Source organism: Sphingobium sp. ZW T5_29 (assembly GCF_044987515.1).
Lineage (GTDB): Bacteria > Pseudomonadota > Alphaproteobacteria > Sphingomonadales > Sphingomonadaceae > Sphingobium.
In genome coordinates, this window is sequence record NZ_JBJDRM010000004.1 from 110387 (window position 1) to 122222 (window position 11836).

Consider the following 11836-nt stretch of genomic DNA (forward strand, 5'->3'; position numbering starts at 1 on the left):
TATATTACTCCGCCGCGATGCCCGCAGCCTTGAACATGTCGGGATCGCTCGGTTCATCCACATTGGCGGCGTCGCCGGTCTTGAGCGTCTTTCTGCGGTCGAACGCATCCCAGACTTCGTTCCATTGGCCGCGGGTGGCACCCTTTGAATATTCGGTCGCGCGGGTTTCGAAGAAGTTGGCGTGCTCCACACCGTTCAGCAGCGGAGTCAGCCAGGGCAGCGGATGTTCGTCGATCATGTAGATGGGCTTGAGGCCCAGCTGGCCCAGGCGCCAGTCGGCGATGTAGCGGACATATTTCTTGATGTCCTTGGGCGTCATGCCGGGGACCGGACCCATTTCGAAGACGAGGTCGACGAAGGCATCCTCGATGCGCACCGTCTTCTGGCACATGTCCATGATGTCGTCCTTGACCGCCGGGGTCAGGCAACCGCGTTCGGCGCAGAAGGCGTGGAACAGCTTGATGATGCCTTCGCAGTGCAGCGTTTCGTCGCGCACCGACCAGGTGACGATCTGGCCCATGCCCTTCATCTTGTTGAAGCGCGGGAAGTTCATCAGCATGGCGAAGGAGGCGAAGAGCTGCAAACCTTCGGTAAAGCCGCCGAACATGGCGAGCGTGCGGGCGATATCTTCGTCCGTATCGACGCCGAACTGCTGCAGATAGTCGTGTTTGTCCTTCATCTCCTTATATTGCATGAAGGCGCTATATTCACTTTCGGGCATGCCGATCGTGTCGAGCAGGTGGCTGTAGGCAGCGATGTGGACCGTTTCCATGTTGCTGAACGCAGTCAGCATCATCTTCAGTTCGGTCGGCTTGAACACGCGGCCATATTTTTCGTGGTAGCAGTCCTGCACTTCCACGTCCGCCTGGGTGAAGAAGCGGAAAATCTGAGTCAGCAGGTTGCGTTCATGGTCGGACAGCTTCTGCGCCCAATCACGACAATCTTCGCCCAGCGGCACTTCTTCAGGCAGCCAGTGGAGCTGCTGCTGACGTTTCCAGAACTCATAGGCCCAGGGATATTCGAAAGGCTTGTAGACCTTGCTGGCTTGAAGAAGGGGCATTGGGTCGGCTCCGCGAATTAATGGAAAAGCGCAACCTGCGCGGGGGCGAGACGTTGAGGTCCCGTCATTCCCGGCACAGGAGATATATGATGGTTGATCTTGCCAGCATCAAGGAACATGCTGAGGTTATCGGCGCTGATGGCGTCCATGTGGGCACTGTCGATCATGTCGAGGGTGCCGAAGGACATCAGCGTATCAAGCTGATCAAGGCGGACAGTGGCGAAGGAAGTCACTCCGGGCATCATCATTATATCGGCCAGGGGTTGGTGGCCGGGATTGATGAGGACGGCACTGTGCGGTTGTCTGCGACCGGAGCCAACGCCGTCCTCTTTGAAGAGGAACAAGACGAGGGGTGATGCCTCCGGGGGTGATTGTGTGGGCGCGGTTAGTGTCGCCACCGCCGCGCCCATCCCCCCCATTAGCTCATTGGCAGGCAAGACATTCGTCATAGTCTGTGCTTTCCCCGCCCAATTCGAACTTCGGTGCGTCGATGGTGTTGTCCGCTTCCACCCCGCCCGCGAAACCAGCGCGCTGCACCGATTTTGAGCGCAGATAGTAAAGCGACTTGATGCCCAGTTCCCATGCGCGGAAGTGGAGCATCATCAGGTCCCACTTTTCCACGTCCGCCGGGATGAACAGGTTGAGCGATTGCGCCTGATCGATGAAGGGCGTGCGGTCGGCGGCGAGTTCGAGCAGCCAGCGCTGGTCGATTTCGAAGCTGGTCTTGAACGTGTCCTTTTCTTCCTGGCTCAGGAAATCGAGATGCTGGACCGAACCGCCGCGTTCGAGGATCGTGTTCCAGACATTGGTGCTGTCCTTCGACTTGTCGCGCAGGATCTTTTCCAGATAGGGATTCTTCACCACGAAGCTGCCCGACAGCGTCTTGTGCGTGTAGATGTTCGCCGGGATCGGTTCGATACAGGCGCTAGTGCCGCCGCAGATGATGCTGATCGACGCGGTGGGCGCGATCGCCATCTTGCAGCTGAACCGTTCCATCACGCCCATGTCGGCGGCGTCGGGGCACGGGCCACGTTCCACCGCGAGCTGCATCGAGGCTTCGTTCACCTTCACATTGATATGTTTGAAGATGCGCAGGTTCCAGCTCTTGGCCATCGCGCCTTCGAACGGAAGGCCACGGGCCTGGAGGAAGGAGTGGAACCCCATCACCCCCAGGCCCACTGACCGTTCGCGCTCCGCACTATATTTGGCCCGCGCCATTTCGTCCGGCGCTCGGTCGATATAGTCCTGCAGCACATTGTCGAGGAAGCGCATGACATCCTCAACAAAGACGGGGTCCTTGTTCCATTCGTCCCAGGTTTCCAGATTCAGGGACGAAAGGCAGCAGACCGCCGTCCGGTCATTGCCGAGATGGTCGCGACCCGTCGGCAAAGTGATTTCTGAACAAAGATTGGAAGTCGAAACTTTAAGGCCGAGATCGCGATGATGCTTGGGCATCATGCTGTTCACGGTGTCGGAGAAGACGATATAGGGTTCGCCGGTGGCAAGGCGGGTTTCCACCAGCTTCTGGAACAGGCTGCGCGCATCGACCGTGCCCCGGACGGAGCCGTCCTTGGGCGATTTGAGCGAGAACTCAGCGCCGGTGCGGACCGCTTCCATGAACTCGTCGGTCAAGAGGACGCCGTGGTGCAGGTTCAGCGCCTTGCGATTGAAGTCGCCGCTGGGCTTGCGGATTTCAAGGAACTCCTCGATCTCCGGGTGGGAAACGTCGAGATAGCAGGCGGCCGAGCCCCGGCGCAGGCTGCCCTGGCTGATGGCCAGCGTGAGGCTGTCCATGACACGGACGAAGGGGATGATGCCGCTCGTCTTGCCATTAAGGCCGACCGGCTCACCAATGCCGCGCACGCTGCCCCAATAGGTGCCGATGCCGCCACCGCGCGAGGCGAGCCACACATTTTCGTTCCAGGTGTTGACGATGCCTTCCAGGCTGTCATCGACGCTGTTCAGATAGCAGCTGATCGGCAGGCCGCGCCCGGTGCCGCCGTTCGACAGGACAGGCGTCGCGGGCATGAACCACAGGCGCGAGATATAGTCGTAGACGCGCTGGGCATGGCCCTGATCATCGGCATAGGCGGCGGCGACGCGGGCGAACAGGTCCTGGTAATTTTCGCCGGGCAGCAGATAGCGGTCCTTCAGCGTATCCTTGCCGAATTCGGTCAGCAGCGCATCGCGGCTCTCATCCGTCACGACATCGAAGCGCCGTTCCTGGATCGAAGAGGAGGACCGCACCGCCTTGGCGGGCGCAGCCTTCTTTTCCGTCACGGTTTCCACCACATCGTCAATAACCGTCGCCACGTCGCCTGCACCTGTCTGTTCGCTGTCTCGAAAATCCATGCGAGCCCCCGAATGTTCATGTTTCGTTCGATTCGGTCAAGCTTTTCCGGTCAGTTCCGACCAGATGGCCTGCAACCGAGCCGAGCGGGGCACCTTCAGTGGATCGTCATGGACAAAACGCCCCTCGCCCGGAAAATGGTCCGACCGTTACAATCACAATCTGTTGGGTAACCCCCGTTAACCCGATACAAGGGATAGTGCCACAGCCTTGAATGGTTGCAAGAGGGTAAATGACAGTTCGAGGACTCGTTACGGTTCCCAAGCTGTTCACCCGGCAACAATCCGTCACGCCGCATCGCAGCGACGCGCGGACTTCCCTCACTCTTGCAAAAGACAAGAGGGACAATGTGCGAACGAAAATAAATTTGGCTTGCCTCTGAAATTGCCCGGAACGGGTCAGGGGGCTTGTCCTTTTTACTAAGGATGGTGGTTCATCAAAGACTTATCCACAAGCTGATGTGGATTAACTGTGGATGAGAAAAAGCCCCACCAGCGTGCTAAAAGCCCCGGTGCGCCTGACATAAGGCCCATGAATGAGAGGCAGCCATGATTCTCTATTATCACCCCCTTTCCTCCTATTGCTGGAAGGTGCTGATCGCCCTTTATGAGAATGACACGCCGTTCGAACGGGCGATGATGGAGGAGCCCGGCGTGACGGAAGCGTGGCTCACCCTGTGGCCGCTGGGCAAGTTTCCGGTGCTGCGCGACGAGGCGCGGGACCGGACGGTCGCCGAGGCGAGCATCATCATCGAATATCTGGGGCAGCAGCGCGCTGGCCGCTTCCGCCCGATCCCTGCTGATCCCGGCGACGCGTTGGAAGTGCGGTTGATGGACCGGCTGTTCGACAATTATGTGATGACGCCGATGCAGAAGATCGTTGCCGACCGGCTGCGGCCCGAAGATGCGCGTGATGCTCATGGCATGGGCGAAGCGCGCATCCTGCTGGGCAAGGCCTATGCGATGCTGGAGGAGCGGATCGGGGCGCGGCAATGGGCGGCGGGGGACGACTTCACGCTGGCGGACTGCGCGGCTGCCCCCGCACTCTTCTATGCGGACAAGGTGGAGCCGATGCGCGGCGGCTTTCCTGCGCTGGCCGCCTATCTCGACCGGCTGGAGGCGCGGGCGAGCTTTGCACGGGTGCTGGAGGAGAAGCAGCCTTGGTGGCACATGTTCCCCTATGCCAACGGATAGCTCGGCATATCTGGACTCTCGACCCAATCCCTATTAGCCGCGCCTGCGAAGACCCGCCGTGCAGGGCCGGGCGCTAATTAGGGACATGCAGGCAAGATGACCGTCATCAAGACCGCCGATCTGATCGAGAGCGTCGCCGACGCGCTCCAGTTCATCAGCTATTATCACCCGATGGATTATATTCGCGCGCTGGGTAAAGCCTATGACGCCGAAGCCAATCCGGCGGCCAAGGACGCCATCGCCCAAATCCTGACCAACAGCCGCATGTGCGCCGAAGGGCACCGCCCGATTTGCCAGGATACCGGCATCGTCAACGTCTTCATTAAATGGGGCATGGATTGCCGGTTCGACGACAATAGCCGTTCGATGCAGGATGTCGTCGATGAGGGCGTGCGCAAGGCTTATCTGAACCCGGAAAACCGCCTGCGCGCTTCGATCCTGCGCGATCCGGCCTTCTCGCGCGTCAATACCAAGGACAACACGCCCTGCGTGCTGAATGTCGAAATGGTGCCGGGCAACAAGGTGACCGTGGACGTCGCGGCCAAGGGTGGCGGCTCGGAGAACAAGACCAAGTTCAAGATGATGAACCCCAGCGATTCGATCGTCGACTGGGTGCTGGAGATGATCCCGCAAATGGGCGCTGGCTGGTGCCCGCCCGGCATGCTGGGCATCGGCATCGGCGGCACGGCGGAAAAGGCCGTGGCGCTCGCTAAGGAATCGCTGATGGAGCCCATCGACATGGGCGAACTGAAAGCCCGTGGGCCGCAGAATGACATCGAAAAGCTGCGGATCGAGATTTTCGACAAGGTGAATGCGCTCGGCATCGGCGCGCAGGGGCTTGGCGGGCTTTCGACCATCCTCGACGTCAAGATCTACGACTACCCCTGCCACGCGGCGGGCAAGCCGGTCGCGATGATCCCCAACTGCGCCGCGACCCGCCACGCGCATTTCACGCTGGACGGCTCGGGTCCTGCCTATCTGGAAGCGCCCAAGCTGTCCGAATGGCCGCAGGTCGACTGGAAGCCGAGCAAGGAAGCGATCCGCGTCGATCTCGACAATCTGACGCCCGAAATCGTGCAGAGCTGGAAGCATGGCGACCGCCTGCTGCTGAACGGCAAGATGCTGACCGGCCGCGATGCCGCGCACAAGCGGATCGCCGACATGCTCGCGGCGGGCGAGCAGCTACCGGTCGATTTCAAGGGCCGCGTGATCTACTATGTGGGCCCGGTCGATCCGGTGCGCGACGAGGTGGTCGGCCCGGCCGGCCCGACGACCGCGACCCGCATGGACAAATTCATGGACATGATGCTGGAGCAGGGGCTGGCCGCTTGCGTCGGCAAGGCGGAGCGCGGCCCGGCGGCGACAGACAGCATCGCCAAGCATAAGAGCGCCTATCTGATGGCGGTCGGCGGCGCGGCTTACCTTGTCGCCCGCGCGATCAAGGGCGCGAAGGTAGTTGGCTTTGAAGACCTGGGCATGGAAGCCATCTATGAGTTCGACGTGCAGGACATGCCTGTGACCGTCGCCGTGGACAGCGAAGGCCAAAACGTCCACCGCCTCGCCCCGCTAGTGTGGCAGGAAAAGATCAAGAAGGAAGGCCTTCTCGAAGGCGCGTGAAGATATGGCGGCTCCAAATCCTCCCCATCGAGAGATGGGGAGGGGGACCGCTCGCATAGCGAGTGGTGGAGGGGAATAGCACGATGCCGCCGAGAAGAAAGACAGTCGATAATGCGCGCGACTTGCGGCGGATTATGTCGCCACCAGAAGTCGCTCTGTGGCAATGGCTCAGGCAGCGACCAGAGGGGCTGAAATTCCACCGCCAGCATCCGGTTGGGCCTTATGTGTTGGATTTTTACTGCGCTTCGGTGGCGCTGGCGGTTGAGGTGGATCGCAGCGGGCACGATCACATCGAACAGATCGCGCATGATCGGCGACGAGATGAGCGGTTGCGAGCACAGGGGATCAAGGTTTTGAGGATCAAAGCCACCGATGTTTTGCGCAACCTCGAAAATGTGACGTCGCATATCCTGAACAACTGCCGCGCCTTTCCCCTCCACCATCCTGCGGATGGTTCCCCTACCCATCTTCCGATGGGGAGGATTAAATGATCACCTCGCCGATCTGGCTTCCAGCCACACTGGTCGCAGGCGCGCTTCAGGCGTGGCGCACAGCGGTGCAGCGGCGGGTCAGCCATAGCCTGTCGATCAACGCGGCGGGATTGGTGCGCTACCTATATGGTTTGCCCTTCGCGCTGTTGCTGCTGGGAGGCTATGTGCTGCTGACCCGAGCGCCCCTGCCCCACCCGCACCTATCCTTCCTGCTCTTCTGCCTGGGCGGCGGGTTGGCGCAGATCATCGCGACCAATTTGCTGATCATGGCTTTTGCCCACCGCAACTTCGTGGTCGGTACCGCCTATTCCAAGACAGAGGCGGTGCAGGGCGCCATTTTATCCTTCCTGTTGATGGGTGAGCGGCTGAGCCCCATCGCGTGGATCGGCATTGGCTGCGGCGTGGCGGGCGTGATGCTGTTATCGACGGGCGGCAAGCGCATGGGGGTAGGCGATTTCGTCAGGGCGCTGGGACAGCCTGCAGCGCTGACCGGAATCGCATCCGGCTTTTTCTTTGCCCTGACGGCGGTAGGCATTCGCCGCGCCACGCAGGAGGTCGGGGGCGACGACGCCATCCTGGCTGCGCTGGTGGTGCTGGTGGTCACGATCACTTTGCAGACCATCATGCAGGGCGGCTATCTGTTTCTGCGCGAAGCCGATCAGCTGGGCAAACTGTTCAGCAGCTGGCGCATATCGGGCCAGGTGGGGCTATTGTCCGCACTGGGGTCCGCCTGCTGGTTTACCGGTTTCGCGACAGCGCCGGTCGCACTGGTCCGGGTGGTCGGGCAGGTGGAGATCGGCTTCACCCTCGCTTTCGGCCATTTTTATCTGGGCGAGCGGATGGCGCGTACTGAAATAATCGGGCTGATGCTGGTCGGGGGTGGCGTTGTCCTGGCGCTGGCCAGCGCTCTTTAGTCTCGCGTCGCTTCCTCCAATGCGCGGGGGACCAGAGGCAGTATCTCCCTGGCCAGAAAGCCGATGGGGCCTACGCGCGAAGCCAGTTGCCGCCCGGCATGGCCATGAACCCAACAGCCCCAGGCAGCCGCGACTAGCGGTGAGGCACCGCGCGCCACAAGCCCGCCGACTATACCTGCCAGCACATCGCCCGATCCACCCGTCGCCAGCCCCACACAGCCCCCGTCATGCACCAGGCAGTCGCCATCAGGGCTGGCGACGATGCTCTGGTTTGCTTTCAACAGGACGATGGCGCTGAACTGGCTGGCGACCTGACGGGCGATCGACTGCGGATCGGTCGCAATCGCCGATTCATCCTGCCCGGTAAGCAGCGCCATTTCGCGATGATGGGGCGTCAGGATCACGCGCCCTTTCTGCCGGGCGATCAGGTCCTGAAGGTGACGGGCGGACGTCAGGGCGGCGGCATCAAGGACCAGCGTGAGCGGCGGTTGCATGGCCGACAATATGCGTTCGACAAGATCGTCGGTCTGGGTGCTGATGCTCATCCCCGGCCCCAGGATCAGCGTGTCGCAGCGCGCCAGATGGTCCGCGAGAATATCGGCTGCTCCCGCCGCAAGCTCTCCATCCTCCTGCGCGGGGAGGGCGATCATCGCCGCTTCGGGGATCAGCACGCCCAGCGACATGGCGGCGGACCTGACGGTCGCCAGCTTCAGCTTGCCCGCCCCCGCGCGCAGCGCCGCCTCTCCGGTCAGACGCAGGGCGCCCGGCACGAATTCCGCACCACCCGCGACGAGGACGCGCCCACGCCCATTCTTGTCGAACGAGACGTCCGGTTCCGGCAAAGGATGCGCGCGCAGCCATTGCGCATCGAGTGGTCGGGGCGTCATCCCCGTGCTCCGGCAATGGCGTCGGGTTCGCGGGTGACGGGGGTGGCCTCTTCCTCCAGCGGCGCGGTGACATTATACCGGTGGAGCACCAGCCCGCCGCTGTCGCCGTGCGAGGGATCATAACGATAGTCCGTGATAGCGCAGTTGGCGACGTCGCCTGCCCGGTCAATCTCCAATATCCCCGCTTCGTCCAACCCTTCTATGATGTAGCGCATGCACAGGACGACAACCTGATGCGTGAAGATCATCACGCGCCGCCCGGCATAATGCAGCGAAATCGTGTCCATGACCGATCGTAGGCGCAGAATGACATCGCACCAGCTCTCTCCCCCAGGCGAACGATGATAGAATTTGCCCAGCATCCGGCGGAATTCGGCCTGGGCGGGTTCCAGGCTGTGAATACCCCTGGTCGTCAGCCCGTCCAAGATGCCGAATTCCTTTTCACGGAGCCGTTCATCGAAGCAGATTTTTTCACCAGAGCGAGCGCCCCCGGCGTCGCGAAACAGCTGCGCGGTCTGGAACGCGCGAAGATAGGGGGACGACAGCAATATGTCCGGGCGCTCATCCTCTGCCCCGCTGGCAAACCAATGACCCAGCGCGCGCGCCTGATCACGGCCAAGGTCGCTCAGGGGAACATCGGCGTCCCGTACTGACAGCGCGATCCGGTCAGCCTGCGCCTCCATCGCTGCGTCACGCGCAACATTGCCAGCACTTTGGCCATGACGAACGATGATAAGCCGGCTGGGCCAGTGGAGGGATTGCACGTCGCGAAATGCCTTTATGCCGAGTGATCAAGGCAGGAAAACGGCCAGGTCGCAGCTTTGATCCGTCGCAATTGCGCTTTGGGTCAAGGCTTTGGGGCAGCGGCCAACAGGCGCGGCAACGGCTGGAGATTCAGTGTCGGGGGCGACAGAAATGGGGAAAGTCACTCATGCCATATACTGGCAGATATGGTGACCCCTACGGGAATCGAACCCGTGTTTCAGCCGTGGAAGAATTTTCCTGTTTAAAATCAATGCTCCTTCCCCCAAACTGCCCCCGTAACATGTCACAGGTTTTCGTGGGTTTGCGGGGGATGGGGGAACTCCGATCTGCCGTCCAACATCCTATTATCGCAGCCCTACGACGCGCATCCGTGAGGCCAAAAAGGGTGGAAAGCGGAATGGCGGGTTCGGGAAGAGATGTGATGTCTCCCGACATCGACTCAATTAGATCGGAAGGAGAGAAGGCTGGGCTGCGGCGCATGCACCCGCTACCGTCGGCAATCTGGGAAATGTCGGGAGACGTTTGTTGAAGATAGTTACAAAATCGATCTGTTCGCTGGCTGCTGCCGCCGCCGCTGTCTCTGTTCCGGCTTGGGCTGGGGATCGCGCCCTGCACCACGTATGGACCATTCAAGAAGACCCGACGCTTCGGGGTGAGCGCACGCTGGCGCGAGAGGACTATGTATTGAAGCAGCGCCTGCTCCCCACGGGCCTGGCGGCACTATCAAGCGACCTCCAAGAGTTCGGACTAACTGCAGGTAGCCAATTGGTCGAGGTGCGTTCGCCAGGTGCATTGGTGTTCTGCGATCCCGTGCCACGGGCCCAGAAGCTGGTCGGGCATTCTCAACCTTGCCTAGTCGACGCAGATAGCGACGGCAGGTTCGAAGGACTGTTTCTCACCTCAAGCGTGACAAAGGGCATTTTGACTGTCGCCGGTAGTCGGCCGAAGGCACCTCGCGCGATTGGGCCAATCGCTTACCGTCGACTGGAGGTGGTCGCATTTGAGCTTCAGCTGTTCGTAGGTGTGCAATATCGCGGCAATGCCAATGCGGCAGGCAATCATGTGTTTCAGATCAACTACGGTAGTGATGCATCCATAGGATCGCTGACTAGTCGTTTTGTGGTGGGAAAAGCGACCTTCCCCGCCACTCGCACAGCTTTTGGCGCGCAGTTCGATCTGCTTTCGCAAACTCCGGACGGTATTCAGGTCAGAGTGAGCAGAACTATCCCCACGCAGCCGTTCGGCGTGGTGAAGACAACGACTTACACAATCTATTGAGGCCAGATAGTGGATTCGATGAAAATAGGTCTTTGGGGCTGACCCTTGCTGACTGTCACTTACTGGCGGCTTGCCACTGGGCAGCTCCCTGCCTGCAACCGGACCAGCGGGTTATCAGCGGCGCGTGGATGAGCGGAGTCTAGGAGCGACCGTCAGGGGTGGATTTCGGAACGGCGGCTTGCAGAGATTATAGGCCGATTTCTACCATTCAGTCATGTTGTCACCGTACCGGTAGAGAGGCTATTAATTTCTGTCTTTGGTGCGCCCCGCAGGTTGCGGCGACATGGATTGAGAACACAGCATATGTCAGATACGTCGATAGAACACGAAATGGCTGCGCCTACTATCGCTTTCGGCAGGAGCCGCGCGATGTTCCTTCAGATGCTTTCACTGTTAATAGTTCTTTTCCCCTTAGCGCTGTTATGCTCCATTTTCCTGTTTTCTGCTTTTTTACCGGTTCTACTTGAAGGCGGATGGCAATCGGCTTTTGCGGCACTCCCGATATTAGGAGCGGTTGTATCCGGAAAAGGAATCACGGACCTGTATCGGAGGTTAAAGAGCCGAAAGCAGCCACTGGTCCTGCTGGACGAACGAGGTGTGCATCTTTGGGAACCCGATGAGAGCATATTACCTTGGGCTGCTGTCACATCTGCGAAAGTTCAGCGTGTTGGGAAAGCGAACTACCTCCTGCTAGGCGTAACCGAGCGCGAACGGTATCTCCGATTTGAGAACCGGTGGTTCGGCGAGCAATTGGGGATCAACCTATTTCCTCTTAAAGGGTCGTCCGCAAAAGTCGCCCATGCCATCCGAACCTATCCTCTCTATACAGGGCAAGATAGATTAGGCGATGTGAGCAAGTAGACGGCCTGCACGCTCACGAACAGAAATTTTCTCAACAATGTCTCCTTTGCAGCGATCATGGCAATACCGATGACGACAATTGGTCGTTCCTGCTCGGGCAGCTTTGTCGCTTAGAAACAGACCGGCGGCTAATCAGAAGACCTTCCTCCGATCGGCCCAACGAATGGCGATCTGGGAGTGGAAAGCGGACAATTGAACCGCAGCTCTGCGAAGTGAGCGATGGTCCACGGGGCATTTCCTGCGGGTCTGTTCCCCCAGTAACGGAGGGGACAATCGCCACCGATTGCAAAAAAGCCGTCTAAAATCAAAGTGGTGACCCCTACGGGAATCGAACCCGTGTTTCAGCCGTGAAAGGGCCGCGTCCTAACCGCTAGACGAAGGGGCCGCAGGCAAAGCCGCGAGGCGGCGTTGCGAAGCGAG

Annotated in this window: 10 protein-coding genes and 1 tRNA gene; 6 read left to right on the top strand and 5 right to left on the bottom strand. The window is 60.1% G+C overall.

Features of this window, described 5'->3' with window-relative positions; genetic code table 11:
• Positions 1 to 4 precede the first annotated feature (4 nt).
• The gene (locus ACI3KQ_RS04450; RefSeq protein ID WP_404955190.1) at positions 5 to 1060 is read right to left on the bottom strand and encodes a ribonucleotide-diphosphate reductase subunit beta; all 1056 of its coding nucleotides are present in this window, start codon (positions 1058 to 1060) and stop codon (positions 5 to 7) included.
• Between the two features lie 89 nt (positions 1061 to 1149).
• Between ACI3KQ_RS04450 and ACI3KQ_RS04455 the strand changes: the two genes are divergently transcribed.
• A complete protein-coding gene (locus ACI3KQ_RS04455) occupies positions 1150 to 1416 on the top strand; it encodes a DUF2171 domain-containing protein (RefSeq protein ID WP_404955467.1) in 267 nt (88 codons plus the stop codon).
• A 67-nt stretch (positions 1417 to 1483) separates the two neighbouring features.
• On the opposite strand, the gene ACI3KQ_RS04460 is transcribed toward ACI3KQ_RS04455, so the two are convergent.
• Positions 1484 to 3412 carry a ribonucleoside-diphosphate reductase subunit alpha gene (locus ACI3KQ_RS04460; protein ID WP_404955193.1) on the bottom strand — a complete coding sequence of 643 codons (1929 nt, stop codon included), beginning with the start codon at positions 3410 to 3412 and terminating at the stop codon, positions 1484 to 1486.
• A 546-nt stretch (positions 3413 to 3958) separates the two neighbouring features.
• Between ACI3KQ_RS04460 and ACI3KQ_RS04465 the strand changes: the two genes are divergently transcribed.
• The 4 genes from ACI3KQ_RS04465 (at position 3959) to ACI3KQ_RS04480 (ending at position 7625) form a co-directional block, all read left to right on the top strand.
• Positions 3959 to 4603, top strand: coding sequence for a glutathione S-transferase family protein (locus tag ACI3KQ_RS04465; RefSeq protein ID WP_404955195.1), 645 nt, complete (start codon positions 3959 to 3961; stop codon positions 4601 to 4603).
• 96 nt (positions 4604 to 4699) lie between these two features.
• Positions 4700 to 6220, top strand: a complete 1521-nt coding sequence (locus tag ACI3KQ_RS04470; protein ID WP_404955197.1) for a fumarate hydratase — start codon at positions 4700 to 4702, stop codon at positions 6218 to 6220.
• 134 nt (positions 6221 to 6354) lie between these two features.
• Entirely contained in the window at positions 6355 to 6711 is a 357-nt protein-coding gene (locus ACI3KQ_RS04475) for an endonuclease domain-containing protein (RefSeq protein WP_404955199.1), read from the top strand.
• Complete coding sequence (locus tag ACI3KQ_RS04480; protein ID WP_404955201.1) at positions 6708 to 7625, top strand: DMT family transporter; 918 nt, start codon at positions 6708 to 6710, stop codon at positions 7623 to 7625. Before ACI3KQ_RS04475 ends, ACI3KQ_RS04480 begins: the two co-directional genes overlap by 4 nt.
• Here the strand turns inward: ACI3KQ_RS04480 and ACI3KQ_RS04485 are convergent.
• Together ACI3KQ_RS04485 and ACI3KQ_RS04490 are read right to left on the bottom strand one after the other, a co-directional pair.
• The gene (locus tag ACI3KQ_RS04485) at positions 7622 to 8512 is read right to left on the bottom strand and encodes an NAD(P)H-hydrate dehydratase (RefSeq protein ID WP_404955203.1); all 891 of its coding nucleotides are present in this window, start codon (positions 8510 to 8512) and stop codon (positions 7622 to 7624) included. The two genes, ACI3KQ_RS04480 and ACI3KQ_RS04485, sit on opposite strands and share 4 nt — an antisense overlap.
• Entirely contained in the window at positions 8509 to 9276 is a 768-nt protein-coding gene (locus ACI3KQ_RS04490) for a histidine phosphatase family protein (protein WP_404955205.1), read from the bottom strand. The genes ACI3KQ_RS04485 and ACI3KQ_RS04490 overlap by 4 nt, the downstream gene beginning before the upstream one ends.
• Before the next feature lie 526 nt (positions 9277 to 9802).
• On the opposite strand from ACI3KQ_RS04490, the gene ACI3KQ_RS04495 reads away from it, so the two are divergent.
• Positions 9803 to 10555, top strand: a complete 753-nt coding sequence (locus ACI3KQ_RS04495) for a hypothetical protein (RefSeq protein WP_404955207.1) — start codon at positions 9803 to 9805, stop codon at positions 10553 to 10555.
• A 1171-nt stretch (positions 10556 to 11726) separates the two neighbouring features.
• Here the strand turns inward: ACI3KQ_RS04495 and ACI3KQ_RS04500 are convergent.
• Positions 11727 to 11801 (bottom strand) — tRNA-Glu (locus ACI3KQ_RS04500).
• Positions 11802 to 11836: the final 35 nt, after the last annotated feature.